General features: G+C 30.8%; 13 protein-coding genes. 3 read left to right on the forward strand and 10 right to left on the reverse strand.

All coding sequences use genetic code 11. The features are described from left to right. Positions 1–2 precede the first annotated feature (2 nt). Both NYQ10_RS02955 and pdxA read right to left on the reverse strand, forming a co-directional pair. Positions 3–545, reverse strand: coding sequence for a YceD family protein (locus tag NYQ10_RS02955; protein WP_289878818.1), 543 nt, complete (start codon positions 543–545; stop codon positions 3–5). Positions 546–650: 105 nt separating this feature from the next. Then, complete coding sequence (gene pdxA, locus NYQ10_RS02960) at positions 651–1,700, reverse strand: 4-hydroxythreonine-4-phosphate dehydrogenase PdxA (RefSeq protein WP_289878819.1); 1,050 nt, start codon at positions 1,698–1,700, stop codon at positions 651–653. Positions 1,701–1,757: 57 nt separating this feature from the next. Between pdxA and NYQ10_RS02965 the strand changes: the two genes are divergently transcribed. Further along, positions 1,758–2,348, forward strand: a complete 591-nt coding sequence (locus NYQ10_RS02965; RefSeq protein ID WP_289878820.1) for a riboflavin synthase — start codon at positions 1,758–1,760, stop codon at positions 2,346–2,348. Between the two features lie 34 nt (positions 2,349–2,382). Here the strand turns inward: NYQ10_RS02965 and NYQ10_RS02970 are convergent, their stop codons facing one another. Next, entirely contained in the window at positions 2,383–2,637 is a 255-nt protein-coding gene (locus NYQ10_RS02970; RefSeq protein WP_289878821.1) for a hypothetical protein, read from the reverse strand. A gap of 479 nt (positions 2,638–3,116) precedes the next feature. On the opposite strand from NYQ10_RS02970, the gene dcm reads away from it, so the two are divergent. After that, complete coding sequence (dcm, locus tag NYQ10_RS02975; RefSeq protein WP_289878822.1) at positions 3,117–4,103, forward strand: DNA (cytosine-5-)-methyltransferase; 987 nt, start codon at positions 3,117–3,119, stop codon at positions 4,101–4,103. Here dcm and NYQ10_RS02980 read toward each other — a convergent pair. Continuing rightward, positions 4,100–4,519: a very short patch repair endonuclease gene (locus NYQ10_RS02980; RefSeq protein WP_436836303.1), complete on the reverse strand. Its 420-nt coding sequence runs from the start codon at positions 4,517–4,519 to the stop codon at positions 4,100–4,102. The two genes, dcm and NYQ10_RS02980, sit on opposite strands and share 4 nt — an antisense overlap. Positions 4,520–4,862: 343 nt before the next feature. Here NYQ10_RS02980 and NYQ10_RS02985 point away from each other — a divergent pair, with 343 nt between their 5' ends. After that, on the forward strand, positions 4,863–6,089 hold the full coding sequence (locus tag NYQ10_RS02985) for a site-specific integrase (protein WP_289878824.1): 1,227 nt from the start codon (positions 4,863–4,865) through the stop codon (positions 6,087–6,089). Positions 6,090–6,793: 704 nt separating this feature from the next. On the opposite strand, the gene NYQ10_RS02990 is transcribed toward NYQ10_RS02985, so the two are convergent. The 6 genes from NYQ10_RS02990 to NYQ10_RS03015 form a co-directional block, all read right to left on the reverse strand. Continuing rightward, a complete protein-coding gene (locus NYQ10_RS02990) occupies positions 6,794–10,426 on the reverse strand; it encodes a hypothetical protein (protein ID WP_289878825.1) in 3,633 nt (1,210 codons plus the stop codon). A gap of 280 nt (positions 10,427–10,706) precedes the next feature. Beyond that, positions 10,707–11,984 carry an McrC family protein gene (locus tag NYQ10_RS02995; protein ID WP_289878826.1) on the reverse strand — a complete coding sequence of 426 codons (1,278 nt, stop codon included), beginning with the start codon at positions 11,982–11,984 and terminating at the stop codon, positions 10,707–10,709. Positions 11,985–12,003: 19 nt separating this feature from the next. Next, a complete protein-coding gene (locus NYQ10_RS03000; protein WP_289878827.1) occupies positions 12,004–14,631 on the reverse strand; it encodes an McrB family protein in 2,628 nt (875 codons plus the stop codon). A 280-nt stretch (positions 14,632–14,911) separates the two neighbouring features. Beyond that, positions 14,912–16,105 carry a GIY-YIG nuclease family protein gene (locus tag NYQ10_RS03005; protein WP_289878828.1) on the reverse strand — a complete coding sequence of 398 codons (1,194 nt, stop codon included), beginning with the start codon at positions 16,103–16,105 and terminating at the stop codon, positions 14,912–14,914. Next, positions 16,098–18,032 carry a DEAD/DEAH box helicase gene (locus NYQ10_RS03010; protein WP_289878829.1) on the reverse strand — a complete coding sequence of 645 codons (1,935 nt, stop codon included), beginning with the start codon at positions 18,030–18,032 and terminating at the stop codon, positions 16,098–16,100. The genes NYQ10_RS03005 and NYQ10_RS03010 overlap by 8 nt, the downstream gene beginning before the upstream one ends. A 177-nt stretch (positions 18,033–18,209) precedes the next feature. Next, positions 18,210–19,880: an RNA-binding domain-containing protein gene (locus tag NYQ10_RS03015; RefSeq protein ID WP_289878830.1), complete on the reverse strand. Its 1,671-nt coding sequence runs from the start codon at positions 19,878–19,880 to the stop codon at positions 18,210–18,212. Between the last annotated feature and the right edge of the window lie 17 nt (positions 19,881–19,897).

Here is a 19,897-nt window from a genome sequence, read left to right on the forward strand (position 1 = left end):
TATTATTTATCCGTTAATAGTTTCTTTAATTTTTCCCAACGCGGGTCAATATCTTCTTCTTTGTTACTCTCTTCCTTTTGTTCTTTTACACTCAACTCATTCAGTTTTGTTAAAGCTTCTGTCTGCAGACTTCCGTCTTTAACTCCTGGATGAATTCTTTTTTGAGGTACAGAAAGCGCGATCATTTCATAAATATACTGCGCAACATCTATTTCAAACTCACCATGTGATAAAATCAACAATTCTTCATTATCATTATTGAATTCATCTCCAAAGCGAACAATAAGCTTCATTTTCCCTTTTATAGGTAAATCAAAATCTTCGCCTGTTAGATCACAAGGCACATTTACGGTTCCTTTGTGTTTGAATTCTAATTCTAACATTGTGCTTTTCTTTTCAAAAAGCAATTTGACTTTTATATCCGAACTCTGAAACTCATCGTATTCAAAATCCTTAAAAAACTCATTATTTATCTGATACTCAAAATGGTGTTTTCCTAGTTTTAATCCTACGAAAGGAATTAAAAATTCTTTTGTTTTGCTCATTTCAACATCAATTTGATCAATTCGTTTCTAAAACTAGATATCTGAATTGGGGTGCAAAGATATAAAATTATTATAAATCTAATAATCTTATTCACCTTTTTTTGTTTATAACTGTTTTTCTTTTATTTTAAGAGGTTTTTGGCTAATCTCCTCATACTGATTACGCGAGCGAAAAATATCGATCGCAAGATATACTGCTTCTGTAAAAGAATTGTAATCTGCCATATCTTTTCCTGCAATATCATAAGCTGTGCCGTGATCTGGCGAAGTTCTAACTTTATTTAAACCTGCCGTATAATTGACTCCTTTTCCAAAAGATAATGTTTTGAACGGAATTAATCCTTGATCGTGATACATAGCTACAATTGCATCGTATTTTTCATAATGACCGCTTCCGAAAAAACCATCCGCTGGAAACGGACCAAAAACCATTGTTCCTGAATCGAATATTTTCTTTAATGTTGGTTTTAAAACCAAATCATCTTCTTTTCCGATAACACCACCATCGCCAGCATGCGGATTTAATCCTAAAACTGCAATTTTCGGTTTTACAATACTAAAATCCTGAACCAACGATTTTCTTATAGTTTCAATTTTTGTAGTAATTAATTCTTCTGTTAAATGTGAAGCAACTTGGTTTAATGGTACATGATCTGTAATTAATCCTACTCGCAAATTATCTTGAACCATCATCATAAGCGCATTGCCTTCTAATTCCTGATCTAAATAATCGGTATGTCCTGGAAATTTAAAATCATCCGATTGGATATTATATTTATTGATAGGTGCTGTTACCAAAACATCAATTTCTCCGTCTTTGAGAGCTTTAGTTGCCGCAACAAATGATTTAATCGCATATTCTCCAATTTTTGAATCATTTGTTCCTAAATTAATATCAACACCTTCTCTCCAAAGATTAAAAACATTTACTTTTCCCGGAATGACCTGATCTAACTTATCAACTCCATGAAACTGAACTGTCGATGTAAAACTTTTTTTAACGAATGAAAGAATCTTCGCATTTGCAAAAATAACCGGCGTACACAATTCCAACATACGAGAATCTTCGAATGTTTTTAGTATAACTTCGCTTCCAATACCGTTTAAATCTCCTACTGAAATTCCAACAATTATATTTTCTGCTTTTTTATTCATGAGCTCAGTTTATTTATTACTAATTTTGATGTGCAAATTTAGTAAAATAAAACCACAATGTTCACAGGAATTATAGAAACACTCGGCAGGGTTCACGAAATCCAGAAAGACCAAAACAATCTACATATAACAGTTGACTCTTCCACAACACAGGAATTAAAAATAGACCAGAGCGTTTCTCATAACGGAATCTGCCTTACGGTTGTTGCAATCAAAGATTCTCTTTATACCGTAACCGCAATAGACGAAACTATTTTGAAGACAAATATTGGAGATTGGCAGGTTGGCGATATTATTAATTTAGAAAGAGGAATGAAGCTTGGAGATCGTCTAGACGGACATATTGTGCAAGGACACGTTGACCAAACTGGAACTTGCATCAAAATCGAAGAAGCTAACGGAAGCTGGAATTACACTTTTGAATACGACAAAAATCTAAATAACATTACTATCGAAAAAGGTTCGATTACTGTAAACGGAGTAAGTTTGACGGTTGTAAATTCTAAAACAAACGAATTTAGCGTTTCGATTATTCCATATACTTTTGAGCACACAAATTTTAAAGATTTTAAAGTCGGAACAAAAATCAATTTGGAATTTGATGTAGTTGGAAAATATATTTCCAGACTTTACTCAATAAACAAATAATCTCAATCAGATTTTCTAATAAAAAAAGCTTCAGTTAAACTGAAGCTTTTTTTATTTTATTTTTATATATAACGGTCGCTCCTAGAGCCAAACCACCAATTGCTAGAAAAACAATATTTTGATCGATTGGAAAAGGCGGAACTCCATCATCACCACCTTGACAAAATTCACAATCAGCTGTACTTGCATTTTTCGCCGTCGGTTGCGGCGGATTAGGAGCAGCAAATGCTAATGAAACATTGAATAATATTATTGTAACTGCTAAAAAGGGGGCTTTTAGTTTTCTCATAAATTCAAGCTGTTTAAAATCAACAAGCTATAATTAATAAACAAATTTTTCTTCTATAGAAATTTCTCACAAATATATTTTTCCCTACAAAATCTGGGACAAAAGTATAAGTTTTTTGAATAAAAGCAACTTTTAAAGCAAAAAACATAAAAGAAATTTTAACAGTTTTTTGCTCTCTAAGCCGAATACCTTTTTAGAAAACGTTGTAGCGCATAAAATCCTCATTTTCATATTATTCACGCAACTTTTAACCTTATAAGAATTTCCTGATTTTAACAAAATTGAAAAATACAATTTTGTTAAAAATTTCTATTTTATCCCATTTACGTAAAATTACATCAATCGGTTTTTTGACTTTTTAATTACCATTTATTCCCTCTCTAAAACAATTTTCTTTACAAAAGATTGTAATTAGAAAACAGTCTTTCTATTTTTACTATCAGGAAATTTTCAGACTCAAAACCACTCAACTAACAAAAATGGCAAACAAATATACCGTAGGAAGTTTATACGCAGGTGTTGGCGGTATTTGTTTGGGTTTTGAAAATGCAGGTTTTAAATTAGAGTGGGCAAATGAATTTGATAAAAAAGCCTGTATTACTTATAAAAACAACTTTGACCACACTCTCTTTGAAGGCGATGTAATGGATCTTGAAGTTAAAAACCTCAAAAAAGTGGACATTCTTACGGCAGGATTTCCGTGTCAGCCTTTTTCGCTTGCAGGTCATAGAAAAGGTTTTGAGGATGTTCGAGGAAATCATTTTTTTAAAATATTGGATTTTGTTGACGAAATGAGACCTAAAGTTGTATTTCTGGAAAATGTCAAAAATTTAAAAAGTCATGACAAGGGAAATACGATGAAAGTTATAGAAAGCGAAATAAAAAAACGCAACTACACTTTTGATAGCGCCATTTTGAATACCAAAGATTTCGGAAACATTCCGCACAATCGTGAGCGAATTTTCATGGTTGCTTTTGATAAAGACTTTGTAAAAAGAGGTTTTAAATTTCATTTTCCCGAAAAAGAACAATTAACCAAAAAGGTTACCGATCTGATTACAAAAGAGCAAGTAGAAAAGAAATTTTATTACACCGAAGACAAATACATGTACAAAATGCTAAAAGAAGCTGTTGTACGCGAAGACAGAATTTATCAATTTAGAAGACAATATGTTCGGGAAAACAAAAGAAAAGTCTGCCCAACTTTAACAGCAAATATGGGAACTGGCGGCCATAATGTTCCAATTATTACAACCGATTTTGGTTTTAGAAAATTAACTCCTAGAGAATGTTTTCGTTTTCAAGGATTTCCAGATAGTTATAAATTGCCAAAAATTTCTAATTCTAACCTTTATAAACAAGCTGGAAATTCGGTCAGTATGCCTGTTATTCAAAGATTGGCTTCTGAGATTTACAAATGCATTGAGAAAATAGAAAACAAAAAAGCAAAAGCGCAAAAAGCTTAAATACTCCGAAGCATAATTGCTCCTTCAATTTTGGCGACGCAAACTTCAAGATTTTTCTCAATCTCTTTACTCCAGAATCTCAAAATCGTCCATTTTTTTGAAATAAGAAACGCATTAACTTCTTGATCTCTTTCTATATTTCTCTGAATTTTCGGAATCCAATATTCTCGATTCGATTTGATTCTTGATTGTTCTGTTTCCCAATCTTTTCCATGAAAGAATTCGCTGTCGACAAAAATCGCGATTTTATATTTGGCAAAAGTTAGGTCAGGTCTTCCAAATATCTTTTTATTATTTTTTCGATATCTGTAACCTAATTTCCATAACGCTTTAGCAAGCCTTACTTCGCCTTTTGTAGCAGTACTTTTTATCGCCTGCATAGTTTTGCTCCTCTGTTCGGGAGTCAATCTATCCATCTGAAGATTAAATTTGTTTCGGATGGATAAAGTTAAGGGATTTTATAGAATGAAAAGTTTAAATATTATTGCTTCGAAATTTCATCTTTCACAGCTAAAAAACAAAAAAGCCTCTACATTTCTGTAAAGGCTTTGTGTTTCTAAAGAAGTGGTCCCACCTGGGCTCGAACCAGGGACCACCTGATTATGAGATAGACTATTAATGTTTGTATTTAATTGCATTTAGCTTCAAAGCTACTGTTTTATAGTTATTCATCATTTTTAAAAAATACTTTTGTTTCATCCTACTTCACAATATGTATGCATTTGTTGTACGTATGTTGAACTTTTAAAAATATTAAAAATGAAAGCTAGTGTAAAAATCATCCTAAAAAAAACAATGCTTAATGATGGCACTTTTCCAATTAATTTAAGAATAACGATAAACAGAAAATCGAAATTCTACAAAACCCCTTACAATGTATTACCAAAATTTTGGAACAACAAAGCAAATGAATTTACAACTAAATTCCCAAATTATTTACAATGTAATCGAATATTAAATTCAATAAAACAAGATGCTTCCAAAATATTAAACATAATGATCGAGGAAGGTCATAACTATTCCCTTGAATCATTTGACTCTTTATTTAGACCTGAAGAAGTTAAAAAGATAAGCTTTATCACTTATTTTGAGGAGAGAAAACTTCAATTAAAAGAATCTGGAAAAATAAGCTCAAGCTGTTCCTATCGTGATACCATTTCTGCTCTTATGAGATTTAGACCAACAATCATAACTTACGATTTTACAAAAATTAATTACGATTTTTTAATGGCTTTTGAATCTCATTTACGAGCTCATGATTGTAACGATGGTGGTATTGGCGTATATATGCGTAACATTAGAGCAATATACAACTCAGCAATAAAATCTAAAATTGTTTCTAGTGAATTTTATCCTTTTAAAGATTATATAATTTCAAAATTGAAATCCAGTAAAGTAAAGAAGGCTTTAAGTAAACAAGATTTACAACTATTACTGGACTATGACATATCTGAAAACAAAGAGGGTGCGAAAGCATTGTATACTTATCTATTTAGTTTTTACTGCCGAGGTATGAATTTCACAGATGTCGCTGAGTTAAAATGGGAAGATGTTGATTTAAGCAGTTTTTCGTATATTAGAAATAAAACGCAAGTAAAATTAAATGTAAAAATTCCAAATAATCATTATACGAGAACTATTCTAAACTACTTTAAAATTTATCGACCGTTTGATACCGATTATATTTTTCCGATTTTAGACAAAGATGAAAAGTTGTATACAAAAGAAGAATTGAGAGATAGAAAAAAAAGTGTTTTAAATTATTATGGAAAACTTCTCAACATTATCGCACTCCAATGTGGTATTAAAAACAAAGTGACTTTTTACACTGCCAGACACACCTTTGCAACAATCTCTTTAAAAAAAGGTATCAATACCGTCATGATTAAGCAAGCTTTAGGACATCAATCTATTAAAACAACTGAAACTTATTTAGAAGATTTCAATAATAAAGATTTAGATATCGCCTTTGAGAACTTAATCTAAAATTATTTTCAAAACAAAAAAAGAGAAAAAAGAAAGTCGTCGTATTAGTGGAGGTTTCAAAAAAAGTCAAGTTTTTTTGAAAAAATACTACCCCAATAGTTTTTAAGAATTGGAAATGTTTGTGTAATCGACTGTTGTTATGAAAATGTAAGGGTGGAGATTTTTTCAAAAACCCAGAGGGCTTGAACTTTACTTTTTGAAACCGGAACTTACCTTTACTTTCTTTTTTATTTTTTTTTTCGAAGACTTGTGTTCTTGTTTTCCGATGGATTTGAGAAAGAGCAACCGCCGAAAAAACTAGGGGCGACAGACATAATACGGCTGGAATGCAGTGGAACGTAGCTTGCGGAGTGAAACGGAATGAAGCGGTATTGTGGATGCAATAGCCCCACCGAACGCAGGAAGAGAGCGTGTGAAGATGAGGAACAAGCAGCGCAATAAAAATAGCTGCTTATTTTCAAGCTGCTGTTTTTTTGTGCTGTGAAGTGCCTGTGAAACGGAGGGCGGTGGCTTTTTTTGCCGGCGACCGACTGGAACAGCCGAGCGGAACAAAGCGAACGACCGGAGAGAGACCACTTGATTGCGGGTGAAATTTATAACGGAAATGTTCTGCAGGAATTCTATATTCTTTTGAACTCATTGGAATCTTGGAATAAATGAAGATTTTATGCAACTGAGAAAGATAATGACTATTTCATTTATTTTTAAAATATTTTTTTTGTTTTTATCTCATTGAAAGAATATAATGGTATTTCAGTATCGGTTGTGAATTTAACGGGTAACTGGTAAGAAGATATAACCAATGTTTTTACATCATAATTATCAAATAAATTATTAAACTTAATATTTAGTTGTTCTTTATTTTTCTCAAGCCATTTTCCTCTACTAATATGTTTAGGCAACTGTTTATTTAAATAGTTATTTATATCTCTTTGGAAATCATATATTACCTTCGCTTGTTTTGTGTTTTTACATTCAATACAAAAAATGATTTTATTTTTATGGTCGAAAGCTAAAATATCAATATCTCCATAATCCTTATCAGCAATAAGAAAACCTTTCTTTTTGATTTTAACCTCAAATTTAATTACTTCTAAATCTGGATTTATATTAAGCCATTCAAAAACTTCATTCCTAAACTCTTTTCCTTTGTGATTATTTCTCTCTGCTAATAGATTTTGTAATTTTGTTTGCTCATTTGGAAGTTTTAATGAACCATCATAAAACAAATCGATTAGGTTATCAGTTGCTTTAATTAAAAATCTTGGACTCCAGATATAAGTATATTCAGACTGATCATTTTTTAATTTAATTATAGGCATTCTCAAATACGAAATCATCCTATTGTATCTCCAAGGATAGATTTCGGGATATTCTAAACCTGCTGGTGGAACATCCATTTTTCCTCTGCTTTCTAATGATAATACATCTAGGTAACTTTTTATTATTTCATCACTATAGTCAGAGTTTTCTTTTATTAATTGAAAGATACTTTCTTCGTTTAAAATACAATATGATTTTTCATTAATAATACAATGTTCAGCCAAAAAATTTGAAATGTCATCTAATTGTGGTAATGTAATACCCCAAGTTTCGTTAAATATTTTATCTAATTTTATACTATATTCAGTTCTCTCTTTTTCTTTAACATCAGTTATTTCTTTCTTACTTTTAAATTGTTTTTTAAAATTACTCTTATAATCTACAATTTCATCATCTATATTTGATTTGTGATATTCTGATAAAGTATCAGTAAAAAATTCTTTGCTTACGCCGATTCTACCAGATGGCAAAAGACCAACTTCGGGATTATTAATATCATATTTAACCAAATCTTGTAATGCCCCAAAATACAATATCTCATCCATAATGGCTAAAAGAAAATCAACATCATCTTTATTTGGCTTTTTCATACCATTAAAAGGTTCAGCAACGATGAACTCAATTAATGACCTATAAGCTAATGAAGAATTAACTATTTTGCTTTCAGTATCTTTATAGTCATTTATGATATTATCGTATTTTGAAAAACATGCAATTTTTGCAGGAATATGAATTTTTCTAAACTCGCTAACCTGAATCACTGCTTCATGATGATACATTAAAAACTTAATTAGCTCAATATAATCATATTGATTGAGTACTTCTCTTAATTTAGAAATAAGTGTTACAACACATTTGACAAACAGATCGTGTTTTTCTTTTTTATCTGTGATTTTTTCGGGGAGTTCCTTTTCTAGATCCATCCAACTAACCAATTCTTCCAAAACTATTGAAGTATCAGCCTTTGAAATATATCTAGGACGCGGTACATACCTATTATCCATTTTAAGATTATATGAACTGTCAGCTGTCAAAATCATTTTCGCAGAACCAAAAGGAATGTTATTGTGTATACTGGTCTGTATAACTTCGGAATGAATAGGATCTAAATTTAATTGTGCTAATAGTTGTGAAAATGCTTCAAGAATAATTGACATTAAGTATTGTTCTCCCGAATTGTCATTTCTGTGAAGTCTAATAAAGAAATTAATATCTATGTGAAAAAAAATCTTTCTTGATAATGGCGATATTTCATAAGTTACATCATGGTCTTTTTCTTCTATTTCGTTGAAATCTACACTTGAAAATGAATTGTATCTTTCATCTATTTCTATAATAAATTCTACTGGTAATTTGCCCAAAGGATTTACTCCCTTTTTAATATCATTACTAAGTTCAAAAAACCAAAATGCTATCGCATCAATGAAATGAACACCAAAATTGTTTTTCCTTTTGGATAATGAGAACCAAAGGGGAAAATCAAAAACTTCAATTACCCTACTGTATTTCCCAAAGTTGATTGCCTCTGAAAGATAAATCGGAAGATGCTTTTCTGATTTATATACCGGAATATAACCAAGTCCTTTTTTATTGTCAATATATCTAACTAAATGCTTATCAATATTAGAGTTTGTTTCCATTACAATATTCCCTTGAATATCGAATCCAAAACTGATACCGTTATAAAAACTATCACTTTCAAAAAAAGAATAATGGTTTCTTACGTACCATTTATAATATGTTAGAATTGAGAAAAAAGGCATAATCTGAACTTTTTTCTCAATTGCTCTATCCATACTTTTTGAATATTTCCATAGTGATAGCTCATCAATATCCCAAAATGATATAAGTCTTTCTAGATCGATAATATTTACAGCGAACTGCTGTTTGGAATTTTTTATTTCGTCGAATGTTAAAAAAGAAAATTCTTTGATTGAAATACTTGAGAAAATAAAAAATGAAAAGAATTCAAAGTGCGGGTCTACCAATTCTAGTAATATGCTTATTCTATCATCAATTAATTTATCGTAATATTTTGTTTCTTCACTTTTTGAATGTGGGATTATATATACATAAGCTAATTTGTTTTCATCAAACTGCCATAAGGTTTCATTTTTTGTTAAAGGATTTTTGTCTTTAAATTTTTCAGTTATATCAGTTGGCAACCAATGCATTTTTTTCAAAAGAGACTTAGCCTTAAATATAATAACATCATCAAATAATTGTTGAGCTAACTCTGTTTGATTATTTTGTTCGAGTATATTTAACATAAATTCATTGAGGCAATACATTTGGGTAGTTGGCTCTGTTAAATAATAACTACCATTGAATTCTATAAAGGGTTTAAGTAGAATAGGATTATTATCGACATCGTCATAATCAATTAAAGTTTCTCTATCAAAAACAAAATACTTTATTATATCATTTTGAATACCTAGTTTCCTGTAAATTACCTCTACTTTGTCAAACGAAAATTTAAATAACTCTTTGCGTTTTTTAAATTCATCTTCATCTAAAAAGCATAATTCGATTTCCCCATCATTTCCAAATGACATATACCGCTCAAAATTTAGGTCTTTTGCTATTTCATTATGTATGTAAAGCATAAAAAGTAAACCATCATGAATTAATAGTTTTAACTCATTTGGTAAATCATTATCACTTTGGAGAATTGCTTTAACAAGAGAATCGACAGTTTCTGTGCTATTATTTGCAGTTCCTGGAAATACAATATTGTTACCATTAAAAAATTGAAAATTCTCTGTGAATGAAGTTTCGGCTGGGTCTTCTCTGTAATCCGAAGGAAATAATTCTGTAAGTATATTTATAACACCATCAACATTAATTGATTTTGTTACAGCATTTAAGTTATTAATTATAATGCTTTGAATGATTTCAAGTCTTAAGTTTTTTCCGTGATTTACAGGCATAACTTTAGACAAAGAGATAAATTGAAGTAGCTCTAAAGTATTTCTATCTTTAATAAAATTTTCAAACTCTTTATAATTATTCAATTTTCAAATTTTATTCATTAACAACTCCTTTTTAGCCCTCTTCGAAGTCTCCCGATTCGATGAATACCTTTCTTGTCTTTATTTTTTTTGCAAATAGTTCTTCCACAAATATATAAAAACCAAAAACAACAATTTGCAATTTTTAGATTAGTATTGCGTAATCAACTTGTGTGACGAAGTCAGGAGACTTCGTGGAGCGGAGTACGAAAATAAATTCCTCACACTCCACATTCTGACATACCCCGAACGGCGAATTTTACTTTGATGAATGCATAGAAAATCAAATTATTATATTATGTTCTAAGTATTTATTTAAACGAATGCCCATTTTCGTATCTAAAATTGAATTAGTATCATTGAGAACTGACACTTTCATTAACCCACATTCATGTGCTTTAGTATTTCCAGCTTTATTTGTAAAATTCCCTTTTATATATTCAGGTTCTTCTTGATATTCTAATTTAGGATATAAAAGAATTGCGTTTTTAGCATTCCAATATTCATTATAAACGAACATTTGTTTTAGATCATCATCCGATGGAATATTGTTTTCTACCAATTTCCATTTTGTATCTATAATGGTAGTACATTTTGTTATTTTGTGTTCAATGACAATATCGGGGCGAATTGATTTGCTTCTTACCGAATTTGATAATCTCCAAAAGGTTTTAGAATTCTGAACTTTTAAATTCCAATCTCTATGTTTTCCTTTAAATAATTGACGGTAAACATATTCTTCCCACAAACAATTCATATCAAAAAGGATTGCAAGCACATGATTTTTGCCATTACTAATATCTGGACGAAAGTTTAGCAATAACATAGCCGCAATTTCAATTGCTTCCCGATAATGATTGTTCTTTCTATTATAATTTAGCCTAGAAAACAATTCTTCGCTAACTTGAATGTCTTTTAAATCTGGGAAAGATAAAATAAGATTACTGACTTTATCTTTTAAAAATGGACTTGAACTTATTTTAGGGATTAATTTTAATGCTTTAAAAAGTATTTGGTTAAATTCATTTTCTCTATCGTACTCCTGATGTTTAGTGTAAAAATTTTCCTGATGAACCAAGTTTTTTTGAATTTGAATATTAAAAAGTAATTTTCCTTTTAAAGCTTTACAATTTCCTTCTTCAAAACGGTATTTTTTAAGTAAACCCATATGAAGGATTTTTTCACATTCATTTATAAAAAGTTCTAAGTATACTTCAAGAATGCTATTTGGTTTAAAATTTAAATTTGCTTTTTCATGAGAGTAAACATTCATCCATCGACATTCTCTTAGCATGTCTATTAAGACTTTTTGCCATTTTGCTTTGTCTTTTTCTTCTGCTGCTTGGCCAATTTTCGGAAGCACTTCAATAGTCAAATCACCGACTTGTATTACTCCAACATATTTATTAAATCTCACACCATTGGGAGTTAGTGTAAAAAAATTTCCACCGTGTTTCTCATTATACCAACCTAAAGCTTTCCAATGATTTTCTTTAAAACCATTAGAATTAATAGTGAGTGTTTTGTACTCATAAACTTGTATTGGCTTATTAATACGCATTTGATGTTTTTAAATTATACTAATACAATGATTGAAAATCACTAATACTTATGGTGTTACAATCTTTTAATTTATATTGCCAAGACTGATCATACTGTCCTGCTACTCCATTTCCGCCACTGAATGTTGCAAAAATATTGCTTGATATTTGTTCTTTTACTTCAAAGAAATTATCCCCTAATACTAATCCTAATTTTTCATAATCATTATAAAAATATTCCTGTAACAATGGAATGATTTTATCTGCAAAGGCTTTTCTTAAATCAGCCACATTATGAATGTTCCATAACCAAGCATGACCAATTGTATGATCATTATCTTTCAACACCTTTAATCTTTCATTTATTTTGGCCAACATTGAGACTAAATTAATACCATCTGTAGTTATACTAAGTTTATCTTCTTCAGGTAGTTTTGGAACAAACGAAAACCTTCTTCTTAATGCAGTATCTAATGCTTCTACACTTTTATCAGCCGTATTCATAGTCCCAACGATGTATAAATTAGGTGGAACACAAAATGCAGTTTTTGAATATGGTAATTCTAATCTAATTTCTTCAGATTTTCCTAATCTTTTATCCTCTTCAATTAACGTAATTAATTCTCCGAATATTTGCGCCACATTGCCACGATTAATTTCATCTATAATAAAAACATATGGTTCACTATTATCATCTTCTATTAATTTATATTCTGCATTTTTCCAATAGGATTTTACGATACTTTTTTTGTCTTCATATTTTAATTCAGTTACATCTTCGTTAATCGGCTGTTGGTTTGGTTGCAAATTATGGATTGCATTCAATACACTCCAAAAAGCAGTAGAGTTACAACCTCCAATTATATTTCTGAACTCCTCATGGATGTTATTAATAACGGTTAGGTCAGGAAATCTCTCAAACAAAGGTGCTAATCTATTTCTTGAAACTGTATAAGTTCTTGTGCCATTTAAGTGCTTAACACTAAAATTGCCTTGGTCTGTTACTGCTACTAATACATTTCCACCATTTAATGTACTTAATGCTATTTCACCCGCTTGTTCCACATCTTCAAATAATTGATCATACAATTGATTGAAAGTTCTGATTTGAATTTCCTGTTCGTTTTCCGGAAAATTCCTTTTGATGAAATTGTATGTTGCTTCAATACATGCTTTCATAAATACCCCATCTTGAATTTCATATTTTAGAAATTCGTCGTCATCTTCAGGTTCTATTGGTTTTATTCCTTCAATAAAATCCTCATAAGCCATGTTTTGATGAAATGTGGTGAAGTAAACTCTATTTTCACATTGAAAGTTTGCAAAAAGACTTTTTCTTCGTTCTCTTTCAAGATTCCCATCGTTAACATTTAATATTTCAAGTGCTAAATCAATTGTACTGTATGTTTTACCTGTACCCGGAGGTCCGAAAAGTATTGTGTTTAGTGTCATCTCAAATGGATTATTATTTTGGTTTTCAATATTTAGCGGTACTTGTCGAATGGTTCCATTTCCTCCATCTATTATATTCACATTGTATTTTGATTGAAATATATTTTTATTCATGAAATCAAGTTCCCATTTGGGAACTTCATAAAAAGTTGAATTACCGCTTGGCATAAAAAATCGCTTGTCTTTTTTAAATTCACGAACAGAATTATTTATAGGGTAGAAAAAAGGTTCAATTTCACGATATATCCATTCTCCTTTTCCTTCAATTAAATCATCACTATCTGTATCTAAAGGTTGCGAATTGGAAATTATTTTGCCAATTGTGTAGACCTCATCTCCTCCGTAGCAGATATACACATAATCTCCTATTTTAAGTTTATTTTCAAAGTTAGCACCTTGACTTTTCCCTGTTTTACTGAATAAACAAATCCAATTGTTTTGTTCTAGAACACGCGCAAATCCAGAATTATATAAACGTTTTTCTTTTTTAAAAATCCCATGAGATATTTTATAGAATTTGTTACCTTTGATATCTAGGGTAGTTAATTCATTTGAAACATTGATATATTTATCAAAATTATGGGCAAACATATCTATTAAACCCAAATCCGTTTCATCTGCCAATGCTCTTAATTCATCAAAATCTTTTATACAGCTAGGATAATTAGCAGAAATATCTATCCATTCCCTAAATTTTAAATGCGAGTTATTGAGGATTGGAAATATTTGAGGATTAATATAATACAACCAGGGTGAATAAATTCCTGATTTTACTAATGGTATTCCTAGATTATCAAAATCAGCACAAAACTTTACAGCCTCTGCAATTGCATTAATAGTGAAGGCTTTTTTGAGAAAATTGCTGATACTTATAAGTTGTTGTGAATCTAGACTGGTTATCGAATTTAATCCTGCACCTGTATAACCCCACAGGTCTATCTCAGAAGCTAAAACTGATAATTCTTCAAGTCGTGTTGTATCTGAAACATTTAGTTTTAAATATTTATCAAAGGTTTTATCACTACAACCGTATTTAAACATCTGAATTAATCCTGTCAGATGCTCATTTTCTAATTGATTATTCTTTAGCGTTTCTTCAATAATTTGTTTATTTAGTGCTACAACAGCAAATTGCCTTTTACGGTCAGTATAATCATTAGAAATTTTATAAATTTGATATAACTCATTAAATTTAGGAAATAATGCTGTTCTCATTTTTTTATGACTATTTATTCTCTACAATCTTATTCCTTCCAACTCAAATTAAATATGGAAATAAAAACTGCTCATTTTTAACAATACTTACTCGTTTTCTATTAAAATCAGCTTCTAAACTTGGTGTAAGTAGTTGTTTTATATTTTTTTTTGCTACCAACTCTTTTCCAATATTTTTTTAGTGCTGGAAGCCTTAATTTTATCATAGTTTTTAATTTAGTAACAAATTAAACATTTTGATGGTTTTATAATTGTTAAGATCTAAATCTTATAATAAATTTTACTTTAAGACAATCACTCTATTCTCTGCATCATATTTATATTTAATTACCTCTCCACTAATAATTAAGTCAATAGCATGTTCAATAATATCAAGCGGAGCAATAAACCACTCTCTAGGAGTATAGCGTTTTTTATTTTCATCAAAGATGTCAATATTCATACAGGCTTTTCCGAAGAAATTATGCAGCAACTGTTCCAGTTTTTGGGGATTCATATTGTAGCATTTCCAAGCACTGACTATTTGTACCGGAGCCATTAGGTAAGTTGGTTCTTTTTCGGCATTTTTAATTCTTTCCTGAACCTCATCTTTTGAATAACCTATTTTATATAAATTGTCTATCGTAATGATTTTTTCGTCTTTACTTTTCGATATCAATACATAGATGAAACCTGCTTCTTTGTCTTCATCGGTAATGTCATTAAATTTTTCGATAAAAGCCTCATTTACTTCATCAACGTTTTCAGAAACGACTTTTCCATTGGCATACAAAATTTTCTCTACCGATCTTTTCAACATATTCGATTCGGTTCCGTTTTCAAAAACGCATCTGGTTCGTCCGTCTTCGCGAACTCGGGTACCGTCTTCTTTGTAGTGCTCTTTTTTGGTTATTTGAATTTTTTCCAATAGAAACAAAACTCCATTATGAACATAATAAGTTCCTTCACGCAAATTACCTTGTTTAAAGTCGACTAATTTTCTTTTCCCATTGGACAAATCATTATGAATCCCCTTAAACAAGCGTTCGTACTCGTCAAATTTCTTTATTGATTTTCTTCTTGCTACGAAATCTGCTGCTGCTCTATCGTCATCTTTTGGAGTGTGTTTGAAATCAAACAAATCGGTATTATCATCCAATAAATCGAAAGTATCATCGGCAAAGATATCATCAAAGGATTCAATTGTTTTCACTTCCAATTTCAATAAACCGTGATCATCTTCCCTTAGTAAAGATTCTAATTTATTAATATCGGCTCTTATTCCTTTTAATCGGGTATAAAGTTGGTATTCGGATATGTTAGCCGGATTGGGTTGAGGTTCCCGATTGTGCTTTTTGAAAAAAGCATTAATTTCTCCAAAAGAAGCCACCAATCTTTCATCTGCATTACGAGCATTAGAAATCTTTGGTTTGACATTTAAAATGTCAAACTCATCGTTATTAAAAATATCATCCAGAACTTTATTCTTATCCATTTGACATTCGTTTTCTTTTTTCCTCCTTCAAATAAATAATACATTCGGCCATTCTTCTTTCCAATGGATTGTTTGCATTTAGGCTTGGTTCTCTATCATACATTTTTTTGAACTCGACAATTTTGGGCCACAGAATTTTAGCTTCTTCAAAATCCATTTTAACTCTTGTGGCTTCAATGGTGTCCTGAATTACTTTCAGCACTTTTGCTGTCACCGATTTCGAAAGGATTTCGAAAGCTTTTTGAAAAGGATTAATGGTATCAATTAAATCGATATGTATGTCTTCTATGTTTATGAATTTATCGGCCATCCTGATAAACCGTTGGTCACCTACTTCTTTAATTTCTCCGTTTTTTACAACTGAATCCACCACAACATGTTGACGAATTTCTTCAATTTCATCATCAGACAATTCAGGATATTTGACCCTAATGATTTTGGGTATCAAAACTTTGTTGATTACTTCGGGATCAATATTTCCCGGCATTGCTTTCAGCATAGTGTCATCCTGCAATATTGTAGCTTTCAGGTCATTTAAATCTGATTCAACTATGTCTTTGACCCTTTTAGAGCTTGGCTCTTTAAAACCTCTTATTCTGATTTCACCAGATTTTACATCTTCGTCCTCATTATCAATTTTGGTCTTGAACTTAAAATTTGGAGCCAATACCTGTTCCATCAACAATGAAGCAGTAATGGCTTTCAACATATTATTAGTAGCAATTTTTACATCATCTTGGATGGCTTCAGGGCTGGCAATAAGGTTGGTAAATTGAGCGTGGGTTTTATTGTTGCTATCCCTCGTGCAACGACCAATAATCTGGATTATCTCAGTTAATGAACCTCTGTAACCCACCGTTAAAGCGTGTTCACAAAAAGGCCAGTCGAAACCTTCCTTTGCCATTCCCAATGCAATAATCAAATCCATATCATCAACTGATTTGATGTTTCGTAAGTAGTTGACTATCTTATCTCTTTCTCTTAAACTATCCTCCACTAAATCGGCTACTTTCAATAACTTACCGTCTCCATGGCGTTTGATATGAATCACACCAGTATCGGAGTCTTGCTTAATTACGTCTCCAATGGCATCTAAAATGAAATTGACCTCGTTGTGTTTGTCTTTGGTAGATTCTCCTGAATTTACATTTGGAATATGGAGTATTGTTTTTTTATTGGTATCCAGAATTTCAAGTATAGCTGAAGTGTATTTTCCTGTGTAAAAGTGGTATCCAATTCCCAAAGATTTTAGAAAGTTGTAACCATTTAATTGTTCGTAATAATTGTAAGTTACTTTAGTAAACTTTGCTTCGTTCTCTGGTGTTAAAATAGGTACGCTATCCCCTCTAAAATAAGAGCCTGTCATTGCCACAATATGAGCCGTAGATTTGCTCATTATAGATTTTAATAATTCACCCAATCTATTATTCGCATCGGCAGAAACGTGGTGGAATTCATCGATTGCAAGAAGTGTATCATTGAATTTTGTTTCGTCAAATTCTTCACAAGCAAAGCGTAAAGTGGCGTGTGTACAGATTAATATTTTCTCGTCGCTATCCATAAATTTATGGAATGCTTTTACTTTACTGCTGCTTCCTTCGTCCCCTGGTGTACAAAGATTGTACTCATCGTTTAGTTCCCAATTGGCAAAAAAACCATCTCTTTTTAAATCCATTGAAGAGAATGAACTACCAATAGAACGCTCCGGAACTGCAACAATTACTTTTTTAATTCCTTGATTTACTAGTTTATCTAATGCCAAGAACATTAAGGCACGTGATTTCCCTGATGCCGGAGGTGCTTTTAATAATAAATACTGTGCATCACGAGATTCAAAGGCACGAGTCTGCATTTCTCTCATACCCATCGGATTTGTTTTTGTACTGTTTCCCGTTTTATGATAATTTACATTTACTATATCTGGCATATATTTCGTTATTGATGGTTAATTACCTCTATTATGAGCTTGATTTTTTAATAAAACGGTAGTTTATTTAATAATTTTAAACACTTTAACTACTTAACAAAAAACAAACAAACCCTTATTTAACAGCTACTTAAGAAGTTTTACTACTGCTTTATTTAATATTTTTATTTAATATTTTTATTTTTTATTTAATATTTTTAACACCCACTTGGACTTTATTCTACTACCAATATTCTCAATAGTATTTCCTGCCATTTCTTGAATTAAATTATTGATATAGATTTTTCTCTGCTTTTCATTTTTATAATCTGGCAGGTTAGCAAATAGTATAGAATCAATTTCTTCACGCGTAGCAAAACCGTGGTTCTTTATATGCTGAATAACAAAACCTTTATAGACCTCTTTGTCTAATCCTTTGTTTTTAGTGTAATTAGCCTTTTGCCCTGTAAGTTCTGCAAGTGTTGCTGATATATAATAGTTCGGTTTTCTACCTTCAATAAGTTCTTTTTTCTTTAATAGTTTTGCAGCATCATCATTGATTGGTAAATGTTTCTGGACTTTGTCTAAAAGAATTACTTCTGTTAAACTTAAATCGTCTTTTTTCTCAATTAGCAGTTTAGAGTAATTTTCATCTATTGTATGTCCGTAAATCTCCAAAACTACATTGTTTCTGGTTGATTTTGTATAATCTGGTAATGGAAAAAATCTTTTGCGTTGCTCTACATACATCCTGTAAATACCATAACCCATTGTATCGATCATATTCAGATTAACCATTGCATTGACTAACCAACGATTTCGATATTTTTTGGGTGTTTTTTCTCCAGTTGTATAATCTTCGGCTGTTCCTTCAAAGAAACCTCCTTCGTTAGAAAAAATCAGTTTATTAACTTGTTCGGTCAATACTATTCGTGAATTATGGCTATAATCTTGATGTGCAATACAATTATTTAAAGCTTCTAAAATTACTTTTGTATCGTATTTATTCACTTCGGTTGAAAGCAATTGATTGTCTGGAAAAAACTTATACTTTACATTTCGTATTCTTTTTAAAATATCGTTAATGCTAACAAATAGAGGAATATCAAAATGCTCATAAGCTTTCTCTTCGGTATCCAATTTCCAAGTGATTTGTGCCACTGATGGCGAAATACAATGTGATGCTTCGGGTTTTCCTAAAAGTATTATTGCTGTATTGGTTATTTTTCCTCCAATTGTTATTTTGGCTTTGTCAAGAAATGTTTTTGCATCCCAATCGTCTATTTTATCATAAATGGCTGTACCAGCATTTTTTTCTTTAAACTTGTCTTTAGCTTTTACAATAGCATCAGGATCTAAATCCTCAATAGTTGCACTATCAATACAATTTGCGGACCAATCTTCCTCTGAATTGTAAATTGCTTTTACATGCTCTGGATAATTTCTTAAATCAGTTAAGCTACTATCAAATCTAATATATGGTATTTTTTTAAAGTGTGTAGGCTCTCCTTTAGCAGCAGGAATTCTAAATATTTCGACATGAGCACTATCATACTGACAAACAAAATGATTGAAACGAACTGAAGGATGTAAATATTGACGCAAATACAATTCTAGTTCTTGGTTGCCTTCTTTCTTATTTTTAAGTTTAAAAGTTGTTCCTGTAACCTGATGTGTATTATCGTCGATACCAAAAATAAAATAACCAAAAGATTGATTGTTAATACAAGCAGCATTTGAAATGGCAGAAATATACTGTCCAATTTTGTCGTTAGTAGTTGCAGTGCCTTTTTTAAACTCTACCCATTCATTTTCTTTGGGCAAAGCTCTCAACTCATCGATTAATTCTATTAATTCGGGATTTGTCATTTTGTATTTTTATTTTT

This window comes from Flavobacterium johnsoniae (assembly GCF_030388325.1).
Classification (GTDB): domain Bacteria; phylum Bacteroidota; class Bacteroidia; order Flavobacteriales; family Flavobacteriaceae; genus Flavobacterium; species Flavobacterium johnsoniae_C.